At 67.5% G+C, this 19771-nt stretch carries 19 protein-coding genes and 1 riboswitch; of the genes, 18 read left to right on the top strand and 1 reads right to left on the bottom strand.

The features are described from left to right. Positions 1-21: 21 nt before the first annotated feature. Positions 22-2940, bottom strand: coding sequence for an EAL domain-containing protein (locus AC1PQG_RS01050; RefSeq protein ID WP_481120836.1), 2919 nt, complete (start codon positions 2938-2940; stop codon positions 22-24). Positions 2941-3252: 312 nt separating this feature from the next. Between AC1PQG_RS01050 and ubiU the strand changes: the two genes are divergently transcribed. From ubiU to AC1PQG_RS00960, 18 genes are all read left to right on the top strand, one after another. Further along, positions 3253-4266 (top strand): ubiquinone anaerobic biosynthesis protein UbiU, encoded by a 1014-nt coding sequence (gene ubiU / locus AC1PQG_RS01045; protein ID WP_481120835.1) that lies wholly within the window; start codon positions 3253-3255, stop codon positions 4264-4266. Between the two features lie 83 nt (positions 4267-4349). After that, positions 4350-5255, top strand: coding sequence for a U32 family peptidase (locus tag AC1PQG_RS01040; protein WP_481120834.1), 906 nt, complete (start codon positions 4350-4352; stop codon positions 5253-5255). Positions 5256-5274: 19 nt separating this feature from the next. Next, entirely contained in the window at positions 5275-5745 is a 471-nt protein-coding gene (gene ubiT / locus AC1PQG_RS01035) for a ubiquinone anaerobic biosynthesis accessory factor UbiT (protein WP_481120833.1), read from the top strand. Positions 5746-5868: 123 nt separating this feature from the next. Further along, complete coding sequence (locus AC1PQG_RS01030; protein ID WP_481120832.1) at positions 5869-6948, top strand: VanZ family protein; 1080 nt, start codon at positions 5869-5871, stop codon at positions 6946-6948. Positions 6949-7041: 93 nt separating this feature from the next. Next, positions 7042-7350, top strand: coding sequence for a (2Fe-2S) ferredoxin domain-containing protein (locus AC1PQG_RS01025; RefSeq protein WP_481120831.1), 309 nt, complete (start codon positions 7042-7044; stop codon positions 7348-7350). Positions 7351-7352: 2 nt separating this feature from the next. Next, a complete protein-coding gene (locus tag AC1PQG_RS01020; protein ID WP_481120830.1) occupies positions 7353-7991 on the top strand; it encodes an alpha/beta hydrolase in 639 nt (212 codons plus the stop codon). A gap of 13 nt (positions 7992-8004) precedes the next feature. Beyond that, positions 8005-8613 carry a glutathione S-transferase gene (locus AC1PQG_RS01015; protein WP_481120829.1) on the top strand — a complete coding sequence of 203 codons (609 nt, stop codon included), beginning with the start codon at positions 8005-8007 and terminating at the stop codon, positions 8611-8613. Then, positions 8613-9569 carry an ATP-binding cassette domain-containing protein gene (locus tag AC1PQG_RS01010; RefSeq protein WP_481120828.1) on the top strand — a complete coding sequence of 319 codons (957 nt, stop codon included), beginning with the start codon at positions 8613-8615 and terminating at the stop codon, positions 9567-9569. Before AC1PQG_RS01015 ends, AC1PQG_RS01010 begins: the two co-directional genes overlap by 1 nt. Positions 9570-9575: 6 nt before the next feature. Beyond that, on the top strand, positions 9576-10376 hold the full coding sequence (locus AC1PQG_RS01005; RefSeq protein WP_481120827.1) for an ABC transporter permease: 801 nt from the start codon (positions 9576-9578) through the stop codon (positions 10374-10376). A 7-nt stretch (positions 10377-10383) separates the two neighbouring features. Continuing rightward, complete coding sequence (cutA, locus tag AC1PQG_RS01000; RefSeq protein WP_481120826.1) at positions 10384-10719, top strand: divalent-cation tolerance protein CutA; 336 nt, start codon at positions 10384-10386, stop codon at positions 10717-10719. Between the two features lie 87 nt (positions 10720-10806). Beyond that, positions 10807-12630 carry a protein-disulfide reductase DsbD gene (dsbD, locus tag AC1PQG_RS00995; RefSeq protein ID WP_481120825.1) on the top strand — a complete coding sequence of 608 codons (1824 nt, stop codon included), beginning with the start codon at positions 10807-10809 and terminating at the stop codon, positions 12628-12630. Between the two features lie 54 nt (positions 12631-12684). Then, a riboswitch (S-adenosyl-L-homocysteine riboswitch) is annotated at positions 12685-12793 on the top strand. Between the two features lie 101 nt (positions 12794-12894). Then, positions 12895-14307 carry an adenosylhomocysteinase gene (gene ahcY, locus AC1PQG_RS00990; protein ID WP_481120824.1) on the top strand — a complete coding sequence of 471 codons (1413 nt, stop codon included), beginning with the start codon at positions 12895-12897 and terminating at the stop codon, positions 14305-14307. Positions 14308-14363: 56 nt separating this feature from the next. After that, entirely contained in the window at positions 14364-15221 is an 858-nt protein-coding gene (gene metF, locus AC1PQG_RS00985) for a methylenetetrahydrofolate reductase [NAD(P)H] (protein ID WP_481120823.1), read from the top strand. Positions 15222-15226: 5 nt separating this feature from the next. Then, positions 15227-15505 (top strand): DnaJ domain-containing protein, encoded by a 279-nt coding sequence (locus tag AC1PQG_RS00980; RefSeq protein WP_481120822.1) that lies wholly within the window; start codon positions 15227-15229, stop codon positions 15503-15505. After that, a complete protein-coding gene (locus tag AC1PQG_RS00975; protein WP_481120821.1) occupies positions 15502-16008 on the top strand; it encodes a hypothetical protein in 507 nt (168 codons plus the stop codon). The genes AC1PQG_RS00980 and AC1PQG_RS00975 overlap by 4 nt, the downstream gene beginning before the upstream one ends. Positions 16009-16026: 18 nt before the next feature. Then, positions 16027-16791 carry a hypothetical protein gene (locus AC1PQG_RS00970; protein WP_481120820.1) on the top strand — a complete coding sequence of 255 codons (765 nt, stop codon included), beginning with the start codon at positions 16027-16029 and terminating at the stop codon, positions 16789-16791. 10 nt (positions 16792-16801) lie between these two features. Beyond that, positions 16802-18028, top strand: coding sequence for a hypothetical protein (locus AC1PQG_RS00965; RefSeq protein WP_481120819.1), 1227 nt, complete (start codon positions 16802-16804; stop codon positions 18026-18028). Between the two features lie 128 nt (positions 18029-18156). Continuing rightward, positions 18157-19314: an ABC transporter substrate-binding protein gene (locus AC1PQG_RS00960; protein WP_481120818.1), complete on the top strand. Its 1158-nt coding sequence runs from the start codon at positions 18157-18159 to the stop codon at positions 19312-19314. Positions 19315-19771: the final 457 nt, after the last annotated feature.

Below are 19771 nucleotides of genomic sequence, written 5' to 3'. Positions count from 1 at the left end.
AGAAGGCGTAGCGTTTCCGCCTTATGCCAAACGCTCTGCGAAGCGTTCTGCAGGTTCCGCCTTGCCGAAGTGCCAGCCCTGCAGCGAATCGCAACCCAGATCGAGCAGCGCGTCGGCCATCGCCGCGCTCTCAACGCCTTCCGCCACCAGCCCTAGGCCGAGGTTGTGGCCGAGCCCGACGATGGCCGCGACGATCGCCCTATCCTCCGGCCCGGCGTTGATCGCCCGCACGAAGGACTGGTCGATCTTCAACTTGTCGAGGGGGAAGCGCCGCAGGTAGGCGAGGCTCGAGTAGCCAGTGCCGAAATCGTCGATCGCGATCGACAGGCCCAGCGCCTTCAGTTCGGCGAGCTGGTGGGCGGCCTGCTCCACATCGACCATAACCATGCTTTCGGTGACCTCGAGGGTCAGCAGTTCGGGCGGCACGCCATGGCGCGCCAGCGCCGCCGCCACGGTGGCGACGAAATCGGCCCGGCGGAACTGCAACGGCGAGATGTTGGCCGCCACCGGCACCATGCGGCGCCCCTCCGCCCGCCAGGCCGCCAGCTGGCGGCACAAGGTGTCGAGCACCCACGCGCCGATGGGCAGGATCAGCCCGCTCTCCTCCGCCAACGGAATGAAGCGGGCCGGCGGTACGTTGCCGAGTTCCGGGTGGGTCCACCGCAGCAGCGCCTCGGCGGCAATCAGCCGACCGTCGACTGCCACCACCGGCTGGTAGTTCAGCGCCAGCTCGCCGCGCTCCAGCGCCCGGCGTAGCGCGTGCTCGATGGACAACCGTTCGCTGGTCGCGGTGGCCATGCTCTCGGTGAAGAACTGCACGCCGTTACGCCCCTCTTCCTTGGCCTTGTACATCGCCATGTCGGCCCGGTCGAGCAGGATCTCCGCGTCCTCACCGTGATCCGGATAGATGGCCACGCCGACACTGGTGGACAAGCTGAACTCACATCCGGCCAGGCGGAAAGGTTCATCCAGGGCCGCCAGCAGGCGCTCCCCCGAGGCCTGGAGATCCGCCGGGCCGCCTTGCTCGGGCACCACCACGACGAACTCGTCGCCACCGTGGCGCAGCACGCACTCCCCTTCACGCAGTACCGAGGTCAGGCGCTGGGCGACCTCCACCAGCAGCTGGTCGCCGACGTGATGGCCGAGGGTGTCGTTGATGTTCTTGAAGCGGTCGAGGTCCAGGAAGCACAGCCCGATCCGCCGCCCATCCCGCCTCGCGTCCTCCACGGCGTGCGCCATGGTCGGCTGCAGCGCAGCCCGCGATGGCAGGCCGGTGAGGAAATCGTGGTTGGCCAGAAAACGGATGCGCGCCTCATCGGCCTTGCGCCGACTGATGTCGGAGAACACCCCGACGTAGTGGAAGGCCGGACCATCGGGGGCCCGCACGACGCTGATCGACATGTCGGCGGGGAAGCTCTCGCCGCTGGCCCGGCGTATCCACACCTCGCCCTGCCACAGGCCGTCCTGCAGCGCTACGGCGCGGATGCGGCTGGCGAAGCCGCGCGGATGCTTCTGCGGATCGAACAGCACCAGAGGCCGTCCGCGCACATCCTGCCCGGCAATGCCGGTGAGCGCGGTGAAGGCCCGGTTGGTCATCACCACCCGCCGCTCGGGATCGATGATGACGATGCCTTCCGAGTTGTTCTCGAAGACCTTCGCCGCCAGCCGCAGCGTCTCGTCGCGACGGTAATTGCGGAGGGCGAAGCCGATGTCGGTGCTCATCTCGTCGAGCAGGGCCACCGTCTGCGCATCGAAAAAGTGCTTCTCGGCCTTGCACAGCACCAGTGCCCCGTCCGGCCCACCGCTGTCACGGATCGGGAACAGGGCAAAGGAACCGGCCGCCTTGTCGCGCCCAAGGCCGTCCGGGCACGCCTCCACCATGTCGGGCAGAGCCGGATCATTGACGATCAGCGCCTCGGCCGGAACACGGTGCGTGGGCAGACAGCCCAGATCCGTGCCACCGTCGCGGCACTTGCCGTACATGGCCACCGGCTTGAGGACGCTGCCCTCGATCTCGGGGAAGCCGATCCAGGCCAGGTCCAGCTCGCCGAATTCAACCGCGATACGGCATACCTGGGGCAGCAGCGCATCCGCATCACGGGCATGCACGATCGCCTTGTTGGTCACCGACAAGGCGTGGTGCAGGCGCTGCAAGCGCTCGATATCACGGTTGCGGGCACGCAGCGCAGACAGGGTTTCGTCGAGGGTTTCGGCCAGTTCCCCGAGTTCGTCCCGGCGCACCACCGGCATGCGGATCTCGGCATCCTCGCCGCCGGGCGCCCGGCGGCGCCCCAGGGCCGCACGGATGGCCTCGGCCGGACGCAGCACGTAGCGGGACAGCAACAGATAGATCAGGCCGGCCACCAGGCTCAGCACCGCCCCCAGCCCGACGGACAGGTGCAGCGCCGTCTCCTCGGCGGCCTGCCACAGGCTGCCCGCATCGAGGCGCAGGAACAGTATGCCGTCGTCCAGGCGGCCGCTATCGCCCCCGGCGCCGAGCAGCAGCACCGGTTCCAACACATCCAGGCTGCGACGGCTCGAATCCAGCACCCGCGCGCCGTGACGGGACGCCTGCACACTGCCGAGACTGGCCGCCAGCGCCCGGTCGGGCAGCGCCGTCAACGGCAGATCGATCCAGTCGTGGTCACTGGCGGCGATGACGCGGCCCGGCTCACCCGCCACCAGCACCAGGCGCTGCACGTCCCGCGCAGCCCCCAGCGCAGACACGAGCCGGCGCAGATCGGTGGAATCCTGGGTGGTCTCCGCTGCGGCATGGACGGCCGACACGGTCGCCTCGGCGCGCTGCTCGACGAGGATCTGGAAGCGCTCCACGATCCCCGAGTACAGAACGCTGACCAGCAACCCCATCCCCATCGCCCACAGGGCCAGCAAGGGGCCAAGCAGACGCCAGCGCAGGGACAGGAAACGGGCGCCGCTCATCGGCGCATGCCCTTCGACATGCACATCATGCAGGGCGGTAACCCCCGATGATGGGCTCGCTGGCAATCAACGACAGGAAGCGACAGCGCGACACGGGCACGGACGAAGTCATAAGCCAAACCAATAACCTTCCTCGCGGGCAAGTATGCGCCAGCGTGCAAGAAATGCCCATGTCCCGAAACCGCCCGACACATTTGGCAAATGGCCTTCCCCGCTCCGGTCTCGACCCGGCGCCCCGTTGACCGCGGTCAAGGTTCGCCCGACGAGGGGCGCCTATAGTCGGCCGGCGTCATTTTTCGCCGCCCGGAACCCATGACTCCCCCGCATCCGATCGAACTGGTCTGCCCCGCCGGCAGCCTGCCCGCCCTCAAGACCGCCATCGACAACGGCGCCGATTGCGTCTATCTAGGCTTCAAGGACGCCACCAATGCCCGCAACTTCACCGGCCTCAATTTCGACGACAAGTCGATGGCTGAAGGCGTGCGCTACGCCCACGACCGCGGCCGCAAGGTGCTGCTGGCCCTCAACACCTACCCGCAGACCGACAACTGGCCCAGCTGGACCCGCGCCATCGACCGCGCAGCCGACTGCGGCATCGACGCGCTGATCCTCGCCGACCCCGGCCTGATGGCCTACGCGCGCAAGACTCACCCGCAGTTGCGCCTGCACCTGTCAGTGCAAGGCTCGGCCACCAGCTACGACGCCATCAATTTCTACTACGAACGTTTCGGTATTTCGCGCGCCGTGCTGCCGCGGGTGCTGTCCCTGGCCCAGGTGGAGCACGTGATTGCCAACACCCCGGTGGAGATCGAGGTGTTCGGCTTCGGCGGATTGTGCGTGATGGTAGAGGGGCGCTGCGCGCTGTCGGCCTACGCCACCGGAGAATCCCCCAACTGCAACGGCGCCTGCTCGCCGGGCAAGCACGTGCGCTGGGAGCAGACCCCGAAGGGCATGGAAACCCGCCTCAACGGCATCCTCATCGACCGCTTCGCCGACGGCGAGCGGGCCGGCTACCCGACCCTGTGCAAGGGCCGCTTCGACGTAAACGGCGAGACCTACTACGCCATCGAGGAGCCCACCAGCCTCAATACGTTGGAACTACTGCCCGAGCTGGCCCGCGTCGGCGTTCGCGCGATCAAGATCGAAGGCCGCCAGCGCAGCCCCGCCTACGTGACCCAGGTCACCAAGGTATGGCGCGCCGCCATCGACCGGCTGCAGGCCGACACCGCGCCCTTCCGCGTCGAGGCGGCGTGGATGGCCGAACTCAACAAGGTGTCCGAAGGCCAGAGCCACACCCTCGGCGCCTACTACCGCCCCTGGAAGTAAGCCTCCCAAACCTGCCGCTCCGCGCCGGGCCCCGGGAAGGGGCCAGCGAAGCCCGGGGCGGCCTTTCGCCTTACTGGAATGCGATGAAACTCGCCCTCGGTCCCCTGCTCTACTACTGGCCCCGCCAGGCCACGCTGGCCTTCTACGCCGACATGGCCGACGCGCCGGTGGATATCGTCTATCTCGGCGAGACGGTGTGCTCCCGCCGCCACGAACTGCGCCTCAGCGACTGGCTCGAAGTAGCCGACATCCTCGCCGCCGCCGGCAAGGAAGTCGTGCTGTCCAGCCAGGTGCTGGTGGAATCCGAATCCGACCTCAAGACCCTGCGCCGCATCGTCACCAACGGGCACTTCCGCGTCGAGGCCAACGACATGGGCGCAGTGCGCCTGCTCACCGGCGGCGACGCGCCGGTGGCGGACTGGATCGCCGGCCCCACGCTGAACATCTTCAACCCGGCCACCCTGGGCATGTTCGCCGAGCTCGGCGCCAGCCGCTGGGTCGCCCCGCCGGAGATGTCGCGCCAGCAGATCGCCGAGCTGCGCGGCGGCCTCGGCCAGCCGATGGAAGTGGAGGTCTTCGCCCACGGCCGCCTGCCGCTGGCCTTCTCGGCGCGCTGTTTCACCGCCCGCCACTACAATTTGCAGAAGGACACCTGCGAGTTCCGCTGCCTGCAGTTCGCCGACGGCATTCCGCTGAAGACCCGCGAAGGCGAACCCTTCCTGACCCTCAACGGCATCCAGACCCAGTCCGCCCATGTGCACACCCTGCTCGGCGACCTGCCTGCCGTGCAGGCCGACGGCCTCGATATCCTGCGCATCAGCCCCCAGGGCGAACACACCGCCGAGGTCATCGACCTGTTCCGCCAGGCCCTGGCCGGCCAGCTTCAGCCCGCCGAGGCCCTGCGCAACGCCCGCCCGCTGCTGCCGGAAGCGCCGTGCAACGGCTTCTGGCACGGCCGGCCCGGCGTCGAACAACTCGTCACCGCCTGATCCTCCGGAGCGCCCGACCATGAAACTGCCCGCCTTCACCCTGCCCAAGCCAATTGCCAGCATCGGCGCCCGCCTGCCCCAGCTGCCGCCGACGCTGGCGCTGGTCGGCGCCCTCAACCTGGCTCTCGACCGCATCCTGCCGCGCGACACGCTGGAGCCACTGACCGGCAAGCGCCTGCTCCTCAAGGTCACCGACGCCGGCCTGGCGCTGCGCTTCACCTTCACGGCGCGGGGCTTCCGCCCGCTGTTCGACCCGCGCCAGCCGGACCTGACCATCTCCGCCACCACCCGCGACTACCTGGCCCTCGCCCTGCGCGAGGAGGACCCGGATACCCTGTTCTTCAGCCGCCGCCTGCTGATGGAAGGCGAGACCGACCTCGGCCTGCTGGTCAAGAACACCCTCGACGCGGTGGACTGGGATGCGCTGCTGGCACGCCTCGCAGCCTTCCGACCCGGCTTCGGCAAGCGCGCGCCGACCCAGCCGGCCTGAGGCAGTAGCAGCGGGCGGCCCCTCATCCCGAATCCACCTCCCGGCCACGGCGTGGCGCGGGTCCCGCCCCAAACCCGTGTCCGCGGCTAGAATGAAGCCTGACGCGCTTCTCCAGCCAGCCCGATGCCTTCGCCACGCCACAGTTCTCCGCTCGCAGCCTACTTCGCCGCCGCCATCGGGATACTGATCGTTTACGCCTGCCTGCATCCCTTCACCGGCTGGCGAGACCCCGGCCTACCGCTCTTCGACTTCCTGTCCGCCCCGTGGCCGCGCTACTACAGCTGGGTAGACCTGGTGGTGAACGTCATCGGCATCGTGCCCTTCAGCTTCGCGCTGGTGCCGGCGCTGGGCCGCCTGCCCCGCGCGCTGGCGGTGCTGCTGGCGATCCTGCTCACCGCCAGCCTGAGCCTGTCGGTGGAAACCCTGCAGAACTTCCTGCCCACCCGTGTCTCGTCCAACGTGGACGTGGGCTGCAATACCATCGGCGGCATCCTCGGCGCGCTGGCCGGCGCGCGCTGGGGCGAGCGCCTGTTCGCCCCCGACAGCGGCCTCACCCGCTGGCGCCAGCGGCGCATCGTCCCCGGCCACGCCGGCGAGATCGGGCTGGTGCTGATGGGCCTGTGGCTGCTCACCCTGCTGACTCCCGAAAGCCTGCTGTTCGCCACCGGCGACCTGCGCCGCCTGTTCGATCTACCGACCCCGCTGCAATTCAACCCGACCCGCTTCGTCAAGGTGGAAGCCGCCATCGCCACCAGCCAGTTGCTCGCCGTCGGCCTCACCACCAGTTGCATGATGCGCCGCTTCAGCCCATGGCCGCTGGCCACGCTGGTGCTCCTCGGCCTCGGCGCCAAAACCCTCGCTGCCGCGGCCTTCTTTTCCCCTGGCGAGCCATTCCACTGGATGACCCCCGGCGGGCAGATCGGTCTTGCCGCCGGCGCGGCGCTGCTCGGCGTCTGCCTGCTGCTGCCCAAGCGCAGCCACGGCATGCTGGCCGGCATGGCGCTGCTGGTCGGCACGGCGCTGGTCAACCTGGCCCCCGAAAACCCCTTCCTGCCCAGCGACGTGGAACTGATCCGCCACGGCAACTTCCTCAATTTCCACGGTCTTACCCAGCTCACGGCCAGCCTGTGGCCCTTCGCCGCCTTTGCCTACCTGGGCCTGACGGGCCCCAACGCACCGGACGACAAGGGCCGCCGGCCCTGATTCCGGGCGTCACCCGACTCCCGCAGGAGCGGCGATTGGCCGATAATCGCGACCACATTCCAACAATCAGAACCGCTCCCCCGGAGACCGCCCATGAGCTACTTCAAGCACCACGTCTTCTTTTGCTGCAACCAGCGCGGCCCCGGCGAAACCTGTTGCGCAGCCCAGGGCGCCGTCGAGCTGCAGACCTATGCCAAGGACCGCATCGCCGCGCTCGGCCTGAAGGGCAAGGGCAAGGTACGCATCAACAAGGCCGGCTGCCTCGATCGCTGCGACGAAGGCCCGGTGCTGGTGGTGTACCCCGACAACGTCTGGTATACCTTCGTCGACAAGTCCGACGTGGACGAAATCATCAGCGAGCACCTACAGCACGGCCGCATCGTCGAACGCCTGAAGATCTGATCATGCCCGCCACTGAAACCGCCCTCATCAACGGCCCCGACGGCCCGATCGAACTGATCATCGACACCCCGGACCAGGTCCGTGGTATCGCGCTGGTGTGCCACCCGCACCCGCTGTTCCACGGCGCCAACACCAACAAGGTCGCCCACACCCTGGCGCGGGTCTTCCGCGACATGGGCTACGCGGCGCTGCGCCCCAACTTCCGCGGCGTCGGCAAGAGCGTCGGCACCCATGACAACGGCGGCGCCGAAACCGAAGACATGCTGTCCGTCATCGCCTGGGCGCAGAGCCGCTGGGGTGGCCTGCCGCTCGCCCTCGGCGGCTTCTCCTTCGGCGCCTACGTGCAGACCCGCGTCGCCGCCCGCCTGGCCGACAGCATCACACCACCGGGACGCATCGTGCTGGTCGGCACCGCCGCCGGTGAAGTCACCGGTGCGCGCAGCTACACCACGCTGCCGGTGCCCAAGGACAGCCTGATCATCCACGGCGAGCGGGACGAGACCGTCGCCCTCGCCAACGTGATGGAATGGGCCGAACCGCAGGAGCTGCCGGTCGTCGTCGTCCCCGGTGCCGACCACTTCTTCCACGGCAAGCTGCACATCATCCGCAGCATCATCGAACGGGCGTGGCGCCCTCTCTGACAACAGAAAAGCAATGAAACTCGTCGTCTCCCTCACTAGCCCCTACGCACGCAAGATCCGCATCGTGCTGGCCGAAAAGGCCCTGCCCTTCGAGCAGATCGTCGACATCCCGTGGGTTTCCGAGACCCGCGTGCCCGACTACAACCCCCTCGGCAAGGTGCCGGCGCTGGTCGCCGACGACGGCCAGGTATGGTTCGACTCGCCGGTCATCGCCGAATACCTCGAGACCCTCGGCGGCCCCGAGCTGATTCCCGCCGAGCGCCTGGCCGCGCTGCCGGTGCGCCAAAGCGAGGCCCTCGCCGACGGCATCACCGACGCCGCCGTGGCGGCCTTCCTGGAAAGCCGCCGCCCGCTGCCGAAGCAGGATCACGCCAACATCCAGCGCCAGCTCGACAAGATCCGCCGCGGCCTCGCCGCGCTAGAAGAACGCCTCGAACAACGGCTGGGGCTCGGTGACGAAGCCCTCAGCATTGCCGACATCGCCGCCGGCTGCGCCCTCGGCTACCTGGACCTGCGCCTCGCCGAGTTCAACTGGCGCTCCCGCCATACCGCGCTGGCCGCCTGGGCCGAGCAGATCCTCGCCCGGCCGTCCTTCGTATCCACCACGCCGCCGCCGAACTGATGCCCCTCGAGATCAGCGGACTCGTCAAGCGCTTCGGCGAAGGCAGCGAAGCCCGTGAGGTGGTGCGCGGGCTGGACCTCAGCCTGCGCCCCGGCGAATGCTTCGCGCTGCTCGGCCCCAACGGCGCCGGTAAGACCACCACACTGCGCTGCGCGCTGGGCCTCACCGCCCCCACCGCCGGCGACATCCGTCTGTGCGGCCTGCCGGTTCCCGAGCAGGCCCGGGAAGCCCGCATGCGGGTCGGCGTGGTGCCACAGCTCGACAGCCTCGACCCGGACTTCACCTGCGCCGAGAACCTGATCGTCTTCGCCGGCTACTTCGGCATCCGCGAAAGCGAGATCCGCCCGCGCATCCCCGAGCTGCTGGCCTTTGCCGGCCTGGAGGGCAAGGACAACGCACGCATCCAGTCCTTGTCCGGCGGCATGAAGCGGCGCCTCACGCTGGCCCGCGCGCTGGTCAACAAACCCGAGCTGCTGATCCTCGACGAGCCCACCACCGGCCTCGACCCCCAGGCCCGCCACCTGATCTGGGAACGCCTGCGCCGCCTCACCGCAGAAGGCACGACGATCCTGCTGACCACCCACTTCATGGACGAGGCCGAACGTCTCGCCCACCGGCTGGCCATCCTCGACGCCGGGCGCCTCCTCGCCCAGGGCAGCCCGCGGGAGGTCATCGCCGCCCACATCGAACCGCAGGTAGTGGAAGTCTTCGGTGAATGGACCGGCAACGGCCAGTCCGCCGGCCCCGAATCCGGTGCCGCCGCATGGGCCACCCGCCATGCAGCCAGCTTCAGCAAGCGCTGCGAGATCAGCGGCGAAACCGCCTTCTGCTATACCGACGACGCAGCCCCGCTGCTGGCCCACCTGGCCCATCAGCCCGGCCTGCGCACCCTCCACCGCCCGGCCAACCTGGAGGACGTGTTCCTCAAGCTCACCGGCCGCGAACTGCGCGACTGAACGCCCATGGATAAACCGTCCGCCCGCCGCGGCCACTTTGCTCCGCCACGCCTGTCCCTGCGCTTCGCCGCGGTGTGGCGGCGCAACTTCCTGGTCTGGAAGAAGCTGGCCCTGCCGTCCGTCGTCGGCAACCTGGCCGACCCGGTGATCTACATGCTGGGCCTCGGCTACGGCCTCGGCATGCTGGTGCCGCAGGTCGAGGGCGTGTCCTACATCGCCTTCCTGGCCGGCGGCACCCTGTGCTATTCCACGATGAACGCGGCCACCTTCGAGGTGCTGTACTCCGGCTTCTCGCGCATGCACGTGCAGAAGACCTGGGAGGCCATCATGAACGCCCCGATCGCCCTCGACGACATCGTCGCCGCCGAGCTGGTGTGGGCCGCCAGCAAGGCCACGCTGGCCGGCACGGCGATCCTCGCGGTGATCGCCGCCTTCGGCTTCACCGCCTCGCCGCTGGCGCTGGCAGCGATCCCGGTGATCTTCCTCACCGGCCTGTGCTTCGCCGCCCTCGGACTGATCATGACCGCCGTGGCGCCGAGCTACGACTTCTTCATGTACTACTTCACCCTCTTCATCACGCCGATGACGCTGCTGTCCGGCGTGTTCTTCCCGCAGAGCCAGCTGCCCGACGCGGTACGCCACATCGCCGACGCACTGCCCCTGAGCCATGCGGTCAGCCTCGCCCGCCCGCTGCTGCTCGGCCAGGTGCCGCAGAACATCGCGCTGCACGCCGGCGTGCTGGCCGCCGTCACCGTCGCGGCCTTCTGGCTGGCCCTGGCGCTGACGCGCCGCCGGCTGCTGAAATGAGAACCCCATGAGCACCACCGACGACACCCTGCTGGTCCTCACCAACCTGCCCGACGCCGCCGCAGCCAATACCCTCGCCGCGCTGCTGATCGAACGCCGCCTGGCCGCCTGCGTGAACATCCTGGCCCCGTGCACCTCGGTCTATCGCTGGCAGGGTGCCGTCGAAACGGCCAGCGAAGTGCCGCTGCTGATCAAGACCACCCGCGCCCGCTACGTCGAACTGCAGGCCGCGGTGCAGGAAGCCCATCCCTACGAACTTCCCGAGCTGATCGCAGTCCCTGTCACTGACGGTCTGCCCGGCTACCTGGCCTGGGTCGCCGCCGAAACGCAGGCGGCCACCTGAACGCCTCTGGCGCCTTCTACAGCCCGAGCGCCATTTCTTGATCCATTCGCGGGGCGGCCCGGCCGTGCTGCCCCTACACTGCCGGCCATGATCCGAATCCGTACCTTCCTGCTGCCCCTGCTGCTCTTCATTCTGTCCCTGCTCGGCAGCCTCGCCCACGCCGCCGAAGAGCCGCTGCCGGTCGAACAGGCCTTCCGCGTCTCCGCCCGCGCGGTGGACGACCACACCGTCGAAGTACGCTTCCAGATCGCCGACGGTTACTACCTGTATCGCCACCGCTTCAAGTTTCAGGCCGAAGGCGTGACCTTCGGCGAACCCGCCATCCCGCCCGGCAAGCCGAAGAAAGACGATGCCTTCGGGCAGGTGGAGATCTACCGCCACGAACTGGTCGTCCCGGTGCCCATCGTCGCCGGCAAGCCGCCCTTCGAGCTGGAAGTCAGCAGCCAGGGCTGCGCCGACATGGGCATCTGCTACCCGCCGCAGAAGCAGAGCTTCACCATCGCCGCAGCCGGCGCCGACGGCGGATCCGGCGGCTTCCTGGCCCGTGCGCTGGGCAAGGCCGAAACGCCCGCCGCCAGCGCAGCGCCGGCCTCGGCCGCTCCTGTGGCCGACAGCAGCCACGACGAATCCGGCCGCATCGCCCGCCTGCTGTCCGGCGGCAGCACCGCCACCATCCTGCTCAGCTTCTTCGGCTTCGGCCTGCTGCTGGCGCTGACGCCCTGCGTGTTCCCGATGATCCCGATCCTGTCCGGCATCATCGTCGGCCATGGCCATGCGATCACCAAGGGCCGCGCCTTCGGCCTGTCCAGCCTGTACGTGCTCGGCATGGCCCTCACCTACGCGGCCGCTGGCGTCGCCGCCGGGCTATCCGGCACGCTGCTGTCCGCCGCACTGCAAAACCCCTGGGTACTCGGCGCCTTCTCGCTGATCTTCATCGTGCTGGCCGGCTCCATGTTCGGCTTCTACGAACTGCAGCTCCCCATCGCGCTGCAGAGCCGCCTGTCCGACACCGTCAACCATCAGGGCGGCTCGCCCGGCGGCATCCTGCTGATGGGCGCCCTGTCCGCGCTGATCGTCGGCCCCTGCGTCGCCGCACCGCTGGCCGGCGCCCTGCTCTACATCGCCAAGACCGGCAACGCCGCGCTCGGCGGCGCCGCACTGTTCATCATGGCCCTCGGCATGGGTGCCCCGCTGCTGCTCGTCGGCGTACTGGCGCGCAGCGCGCTGCCCAAGCCCGGCCCGTGGATGGAAGGGGTCAAGCGCGCCTTCGGCGTGATGCTGCTGGGCGTCGCCATCTGGCTGGTCACGCCGGTGCTGCCGAGCGTCGTGCCGATGCTGGCCTGGGCCGGCCTGCTGGTGTTCTCGGCGATCTACCTGCACGCCCTTGATCCGCTGCCGCCCCATGCCAGCGGCTGGCAGCGTTTCTGGAAGGGTTTCGGCGTGCTCGCGCTGCTCGCCGGTGCGGCGCTGTTCATCGGCGCGATGGCCGGCTCCCGCGACCCGCTGCAGCCCCTCGCGATCCTGCGTGCCCAGGCCGCCGGAGCGCCCGCCGCAGCCGAAACCAGGTTCCAGCGCGTCGCCTCGGTGGAAGAGCTCGACCAAGTCATCAAGACCTCCACCCGCCCGGTGATGCTCGACTTCTATGCGGACTGGTGCATCTCCTGCAAGGAGATGGAGCGCTTCACCTTCGCCGACCCGGCCATCGCCAAACGCCTGGCCGGCTTCCAGCTCGTGCAGGCCGACGTCACCGCCAACAACGATGCCGACAAAGCCCTGCTCAAGCGCTTCAATCTGTTCGGCCCGCCCGGCATCATCTTCTTCAAGGCGGGCGGAGAAGAACGCCAGGATCTGCGCGTGGTCGGCTTCCAGGAAGCGGAGGTCTTTGGCAAGGTCCTCGACGCAGCGCTGTAGGAGCGCGGCAAAATTCTCAAGAAAATCAGCGTCGATCCGCTATAATCGCCCCCCTGAATCGAGGAGCGCTGCAAGACCGCCGGGTGCAAGGCCCGCCGTCCCAGGCTCGATGTCGGTGCCGCGAGGCTTTTCTCCGCGTCACCCGCAACCGCGCTCACCCGTCCATGCTTGTTTGCAAACCCGTGCCGGGCACGGGGAGACGCGGTGAGCCATCATCCCGAGCCACGCGTAGTCCCTTCCCGGCCACATGTTCGAGGAGTTCTCATGAACGCTGTGGCTGAAAAGTTCACCGATTTCGTTATTGCCGACCTGTCCCTGGCCGACTGGGGTCGCAAGGAAATCCGCATCGCCGAAACCGAAATGCCCGGCCTGATGGCCATCCGCGAGGAATTCGCCGCCAAGCAGCCGCTGAAGGGCGCGCGCATCACCGGCTCCCTGCACATGACCATCCAGACCGCGGTGCTGATCGAGACGCTGACCGCTCTCGGCGCCGAAGTGCGCTGGGCCTCGTGCAACATCTTCTCGACCCAGGACCACGCCGCCGCCGCGATCGCCGAAAAGGGCATCCCGGTGTTCGCCGTGAAGGGCGAATCCCTCACCGACTACTGGGACTACACCCACCGCATCTTCGAGTGGGCCGACGGCGGCTACAGCAACATGATCCTCGACGACGGCGGCGACGCGACGCTGCTGCTGCACCTGGGCGCCCGCGCCGAGCAGGATCTGTCGGTGCTGGACAACCCGGACAGCGAGGAAGCCGTGGTGCTGTTCGCCTCCATCAAGGCCAAGTTGCAACAGGATCCGACCTGGTACTCCACCCGCCTGGCGCAGGTGAAGGGCGTCACCGAGGAAACCACCACCGGCGTGCACCGCCTGTACCAGATGCACGCCAAGGGCGAGCTGAAGTTCCCGGCCATCAACGTCAATGACTCGGTCACCAAGTCCAAGTTCGACAACCTCTACGGCTGCCGCGAATCCCTGGTGGACGGCATCAAGCGCGCCACCGACGTGATGATCGCCGGCAAGATCGGCGTGGTGCTCGGCTACGGCGATGTGGGCAAGGGCTGTGCACAATCCCTGCGCGGCCTCGGCGCCACCGTGTGGGTCACCGAAATCGACCCGATCTGCGCGCTGCAGGCAGCGATGGAAGGCTTCCGCGTGGTCACGATGGAAGACGCCGCCTCCATGGGCGACATCTTCGTCACCACCACCGGCAACGTGGGCGTGATCACCCACGACCACATGAAGGCGATGAAGAACAACGCCATCGTCTGCAACATCGGCCACTTCGACTCCGAGATCGAAGTCGCCAGCCTGCGCCAGTACGAGTGGGAGAACATCAAGCCCCAGGTCGATCACATCATCTTCCCGGACGGCAAGCGCATCATCCTGCTGGCCGAAGGCCGCCTGGTTAACCTCGGCTGCGCCACCGGCCACCCGAGCTTCGTGATGAGCAACTCCTTCGCCAACCAGACCCTGGCCCAGATCGAGCTGTTCACCAAGCTCGAGCAGTACCCGGTCGGCGTCTACGTGCTGCCCAAGCATCTCGACGAGATGGTGGCCCGCCTGCACCTGAAGAAGATCGGTGCCAATCTCACCGTGCTCTCCCAGGCCCAGGCCGACTACATCGGCGTGCCCGTCGCCGGCCCCTACAAGGCCGAGCACTACCGCTACTAAGAGCTGGCCCCTGCCCGCCGACGCCCATGCGCCGGCGGGCCCACGAGGAAAATCCCGTGCCGAACAAGACTCCCTTCTCCATCGAATTCTTCCCGCCCCAGACCCTGGAAGGCGTCGAGAAGCTGCGCGCCACCCGTGCCCAGCTGGCCGTGCTGCAGCCCGAGTTCTTCTCGGTCACCTTCGGTGCCGGCGGCTCCACCCAGGCGCGCACCTTCGAAACGGTGTTCGAGATCCAGCGTGAAGGCCACCAGGCCGCGCCGCACCTGTCGTGCATCGGCTCCACCCGCGAGCACATCCGCGAGATCCTGCTGCGCTACAAGGACGAAGGCATCCGCCGCATCGTCGCCCTGCGTGGCGACCTGCCCTCCGGCGTCGGCGATCCGGGCGAACTGCGCTACGCCAACGAGCTGGTCGAGTTCATCCGCGCCGAGACCGGCGACCATTTCCGCATCGAAGTCGCCGCCTACCCGGAATACCACCCCCAGGCGCGCACGCCGCAGGACGACCTGCTGGCCTTCAAGCGCAAGGTGGATGCCGGTGCCGACTCGGCGATCACCCAGTACTTCTACAACCTCGACGCCTACCTGCACTTCCGCACCGAATGCGAGCGCCTCGGGGTCAACGTGCCCATCGTGCCGGGCATCATGCCGATCGTCTCGTTCTCCAAGCTGGCACGCTTCTCCGATGCCTGCGGCGCCGAGATCCCGCGCTGGATGCGCCGCAAGTTCGAAGCCTTCGGCGACGACTCGGAATCCATCAAGGCCTTCGGCCTCGACGTGGTCAGCGAGCTGTGCGCCAAGCTGATCGAAGCCGGCGCCCCCGGGCTGCACTTCTACAGCATGAACCAGGCCGGCCCCACCATCGCCCTGTGCGAACGGCTGGGCATCGGCCAGGTCAACAACAAGCAGGGCTGAGCGCCATGCGTGATCCCTACGAAGTCCTCGGCGTCGCGCCGAGCGCCTCGGCGGAAGTCATCAAGACCGCCTACCGCAAGGCGGCGCGCCTCTACCATCCGGACCGCAACCCCGATCCAGGCGCCGCAGCGCGCTTCCGCGACATCCAGACGGCCTATGATCTGCTCTCCGACGAGGCCAAGCGGCGCGACTACGACGCCCTGCGCCAGCGCAACCTCATCGACGACCCGCTGCAGGAGGCCACGTCCCTGTGGGCCTCGTACATTGAAAAGGTAATTTCTTGACCTCGTTTTACTTCGAAGACATTTTCGAGCGCTACGCCAGTGAAATCGACGACCTGCGCTCCGACTCGGAAGGCAAGGACGTGCTCAAGAAGCGCGTCCGCGAGAAACACAGTGAATTCCCCTTCCTGCTCTCGATGATCGACACCGCCCCCGAGATGGTGGCCTCCGCACTGCACGGCGCCTTCCGCTTCAGCGCGCCCAAGGCCCTGCACGCCGCCTCGCACACCGAGCCGGGCGACGGCAGCTTCCCCAACTGGGACGAACTCGCCGAATCCCTCGAACTCGCCCCGTGGGCCAAGCCGCTCGTCGAGCAGAGCCTCAAGCAGGCCGGCGGCAGCGATTTTCTCGTCACCGCCGCAGTGCTCGAATGGATGCTCGGCAGCGGCGCCATCGCCCGCGCTGCCGCCCCCAGCGCCAGTGATGAAGACGAAGACAGCGACGACCTCGGCGAAGCCGGGGAAGAGTGGCTGTCCGAACAGGGCTTCGACGCCGTCGACCGTTAATCGAAAGGTTTTCCCTCCATGTCTGAGCTTGTCATCAAGCAAACCCATGCCTTGATCCAGGCCGGCGAAATCGCCGAAGCCGAAGCCAATCTCGCCGTCATCGCCGAACAGGAAGGCGACCACGCCCTGGTGGCGGTGCTCGACGAGATGGCCCCCAAGGACGTGCTGGCCGTCATGCGCGAGTTCGACGCCAGCAAGGAATCGGTCATCAACCTGCTGGTCAGCCCCGAGCAGTTCGTCCAGGCCATCCTGCTCGAACGCCAGTACGGCGAGCCCCTCGAGAAGTACGTGCCGCGCCTGCGCAACACCATGAACGCCGTCATGCACCGCACCGGCCCGTCCTGCGCCGAGGTGCTGGACTGCCTCGCCGAGCACGACGAAGGCGTGCGCCTGCTGGCCGACTACTTCATCGACCACTACGACTCCCTGCTCGCCCTCGCCTTCCACGGCGTCTTCGAACAGGAGATCGATGCCGAAAAAGCCTTCGCGCCCAAGTCCGCCATCACCTGGGACGCCGAGCGTGTGGACGAACTCGACCAGGGCCTGGAGATCGGCGACGCCGTCGAGATGGTGCGCGTGCGCATGTCCCGCTCCGAAGTGGCCGACGGCGACTGGATGGAGACCGCCTGGGTGCTGCGCCACGAATTCCAGGACACCTTCGAACTGCTCGTCATCGAGATCCAGGACCGCCTCCAGCGCGCCGCCGAAGCCGCCCGCCTGCCGGCCGAATCCGAACCGGGCGTGCCGCGCCTGGAAGAAGACGACGAAGAATCCGCGATCTGATCCGACGCCCATGTCCATCGATACCGCACTCGCCACCGTCGACGCCAGCCCCTATTTCGAACGGGTGCTGCGCCACGCGCTGAAGAACCACCACGTGGATGCCGGCCGCCTGGACGGCATCCGCAAGGAAGGCGCCAAGGGCATCGTGCAGCTGGCCGCCTATTTCGGCACCGCCAACCTGCGCCCCGAGCTGGAAGCCGCCCGCAACCGGCTGGTAACCCTCGTCGGCCTGGCCCTCGAAGCGGAATCCGGTGGACGCATGGACGTCGCCACCCAACTGCTGCGCGAGAAGACGCTGCTGGCCCTCTCCAAGGCCGGCGCCGACCGCCTGCGCAAGCTCCACGCCTTGCCCAGCGAACGCCTGCTGGCCGGCCCCGAGGTGTTGCGCGAGAACGAGAAGGACTTTCTCGACAAATACACCTCGGTCACGCCGATCACCTACTCCCGCTACCTCGCCGAACGGCGCACCCGCGAGCAGCACCAGCACCACATCGAGCTGGCCTACTGGCTGGCCGGCAAATTCGGCGTAAGCCGCGACGACGCCACCGAATGGCACGTATTCAGCGAATCGGTGATCAACAGCGCGCTGCTGATCCTCCTCAGCGAACGCAAGCCCGCCGGCTTCTTCAGCGTCGACCGCTTCATGAAGCTGCACGAAGCCGCACTCAAGAAGCGCAGCCCCGCCTTCCCGACCCTCGACACCTGGCTGGAAGACGCCCCCGCCCACCTGCGCAGCCTGATGGAGAAGGAGAAGGAGCGCTTCATCGCCAAGGTGCTGCCGGTAATCCGCGAAGTCCCCGCCACCGAGCTCTACCGCAATCAAGACCGCTTCTCCGGCCTGTTCTTCTTCGACACCAACTCGGTGCACGAGATCACCCACCACGACAAGGCCCGCGCCGAGGAATGGCAGCACATCACCGGCCGCCAGGGCGACCACACCGACGTCCAGTGCGGCGTGCTGCTGATGGTCGCCACCGGCGTCGAACCTGCCCGCAGCCTTCGCAAAAAAGATGCCCTGCAGATCTGGGACAACTTCCGCGACAAGGGCTTCGATGAACAGGCCGTCGCCCACTTCATCGAACACGTCGTCCCCTTCGAATATCAGGCCGACGTGCGCCGCATGTGGCTCGAAGACCTTGGCCCCGAAGCCCGCATGCAGCTCGACCACCACGACGAAGGCGACGTCCTCGACTACCTGCAGGACACCTGCCGCGCCAGCTGGAAAAAACGCGGCTGACCCCCGGCATTACGCCAAATCCATGACGCCCCCATATCCGCAAGACATCGCTTGCGGATAAACTCCCGCCTCCAACAACCGAGAGCCGGCAGCAGACCGGCTCCGCCACCTTGTCCATGGAGACTGTCATGGGATTTTCCGCCCAGGGCCTTGGCGCCCTGACCACCCTGCTCGGCAGCCTGCTGCTTGCCAGCGCCCCGCTGCACGCCGCCCCCGAAGCCCCCGCCACAACCGACACCATCCGCATCGGCCAGACTGCCGCCCTCAGCGGCCCCCTGGCCGAGCTCGGCACCGAACTGCGCGACGGCGCCGACGCCTACCTCAAGTGGATCAACAGCAAGGGCGGCATCCACGGCAAGAAGATCGAACTCGTCAGCGAAGACGACGCCTACGTGCCTGAACGCGCGGTGCAGAACGTCAAGAAGCAGCTCGACAACGACAAGGTGCTGGCCTTCCTCGGCATCATGGGCACCGCCAACTACTGGGCCGTGATGCCGCTGCTCGACGAACGCAAGGTCCCCTCCGTCGCCCCTTTCACCGGCTCCGACGACCTGCGCAACCAGTCCTCCCCCTACACCTTCTGGGTGCGCGCCAGCTACGGCGACGAAGCCGAGAAGATCGTCCGCCAGCTCACCACCACCGGCGTCACCCGCATCGCCGTCTTCTACCAGAACGACACTCTCGGCATCTCCGGCGTGGACGGCGTCACCAAGGCCCTGCGCAAACGCAACCTGACCATCGCCGCCAAGGGCTCCTTCGACAAGAACAGCCTCGACGTTGGCCCCGCCGTGCGCAGCATCAGCGCCGCCGACCCGCAGGCGGTGATCATGTTCAGCACCTACAAGGCCACCGCCGCCTTCGTCCGGAAGCTCAAGCAGGGCGGCAGCGCTGCCCAGCTGTTCGCCGTCTCCGTCGTCGGCGTCAAAGCCCTCGCCAACGAACTCGGCCCCGACGCCACCGGCATCGCCATCTCCCAGGTCATGCCCTACCCCGGCAACGCCGCACTGCCGCTGGTGCGCGAATTCGAAGCCCTCCCCAAGCCCCTGCAACCCAAGGCCGGCCTCACCTACACCACGCTGGAAGGCTTCATCTCCGCCAAGGTCCTCGTCGAAGGCCTGCGCCGCGCCGGCCCCCAACCCACGCGAGAAAAACTCACCACCGCCCTCGAAAGCCTGCGCAACTACGACACCGGCGGCTACACCATCGACTTCGGCCCCGGCAAACGCCAGGGCTCCCACTTCGCCGAAGTCACCATCCTCGGCAGCGGCGGCAAGCTGATGCACTGAGCGTCAGCAAACGCCAGCGGTGCTCGAGGGCCAGGGCCAATCGTGCTGAACCCTTCGCGCATCGCTGGAAAGCAATAGACGGACGCGCCGTCACAATCACGACACAAATCTATTGCACAATCTGGCCCACGCATGGTAGGGTGCGCCACCAATTCACAAAGAAGCCCACCACCAATCGGGGCTTCTCGTGAATTTCAATAGCGCCCATCGCGCAAGCAGCGGTAACCCTCCCATCCAGACGCAGCGTCCCGAATTTGCCAGTCATGGCGCCAACGGAACGCCCGGATGCGAAGCCTTCCTCTTCTTGAAAACAAACCGGCGGACGAGCCATAACGCGCCATCGCGTCTGGCACCGGCAAGCACGGCCTACCCACGACATCACCAGCATTCCGATTTGCTTTGTCGTGACGCCGCACTTCCGGGGTACGCCTCCGAACACGACAGGTCTTGTCCTGTC

This window comes from Zoogloea sp. GDB6 (assembly GCF_056724105.1).
The sequence above is the reverse complement of the archived record's forward strand: the minus strand, read 5'-3'. Positions and strand labels throughout refer to the sequence as shown.

Excerpts from the sequence above, each read along its gene's own strand:
- AC1PQG_RS01050 (WP_481120836.1), bottom strand. The coding sequence starts at position 2,940 with ATGAGCGGCGCCCGTTTCCTGTCCCTGCGCTGGCGTCTGCTTGGCCCC.
- ubiU (WP_481120835.1), top strand. The coding sequence starts at position 3,253 with ATGACTCCCCCGCATCCGATCGAACTGGTCTGCCCCGCCGGCAGCCTG.
- AC1PQG_RS01040 (WP_481120834.1), top strand. The coding sequence starts at position 4,350 with ATGAAACTCGCCCTCGGTCCCCTGCTCTACTACTGGCCCCGCCAGGCC.
- ubiT (WP_481120833.1), top strand. The coding sequence starts at position 5,275 with ATGAAACTGCCCGCCTTCACCCTGCCCAAGCCAATTGCCAGCATCGGC.
- AC1PQG_RS01030 (WP_481120832.1), top strand. The coding sequence starts at position 5,869 with ATGCCTTCGCCACGCCACAGTTCTCCGCTCGCAGCCTACTTCGCCGCC.
- AC1PQG_RS01025 (WP_481120831.1), top strand. The coding sequence starts at position 7,042 with ATGAGCTACTTCAAGCACCACGTCTTCTTTTGCTGCAACCAGCGCGGC.
- AC1PQG_RS01020 (WP_481120830.1), top strand. The coding sequence starts at position 7,353 with ATGCCCGCCACTGAAACCGCCCTCATCAACGGCCCCGACGGCCCGATC.
- AC1PQG_RS01015 (WP_481120829.1), top strand. The coding sequence starts at position 8,005 with ATGAAACTCGTCGTCTCCCTCACTAGCCCCTACGCACGCAAGATCCGC.
- AC1PQG_RS01010 (WP_481120828.1), top strand. The coding sequence starts at position 8,613 with ATGCCCCTCGAGATCAGCGGACTCGTCAAGCGCTTCGGCGAAGGCAGC.
- AC1PQG_RS01005 (WP_481120827.1), top strand. The coding sequence starts at position 9,576 with ATGGATAAACCGTCCGCCCGCCGCGGCCACTTTGCTCCGCCACGCCTG.
- cutA (WP_481120826.1), top strand. The coding sequence starts at position 10,384 with ATGAGCACCACCGACGACACCCTGCTGGTCCTCACCAACCTGCCCGAC.
- dsbD (WP_481120825.1), top strand. The coding sequence starts at position 10,807 with ATGATCCGAATCCGTACCTTCCTGCTGCCCCTGCTGCTCTTCATTCTG.
- ahcY (WP_481120824.1), top strand. The coding sequence starts at position 12,895 with ATGAACGCTGTGGCTGAAAAGTTCACCGATTTCGTTATTGCCGACCTG.
- AC1PQG_RS00980 (WP_481120822.1), top strand. The coding sequence starts at position 15,227 with ATGCGTGATCCCTACGAAGTCCTCGGCGTCGCGCCGAGCGCCTCGGCG.
- AC1PQG_RS00970 (WP_481120820.1), top strand. The coding sequence starts at position 16,027 with ATGTCTGAGCTTGTCATCAAGCAAACCCATGCCTTGATCCAGGCCGGC.
- AC1PQG_RS00965 (WP_481120819.1), top strand. The coding sequence starts at position 16,802 with ATGTCCATCGATACCGCACTCGCCACCGTCGACGCCAGCCCCTATTTC.
- AC1PQG_RS00960 (WP_481120818.1), top strand. The coding sequence starts at position 18,157 with ATGGGATTTTCCGCCCAGGGCCTTGGCGCCCTGACCACCCTGCTCGGC.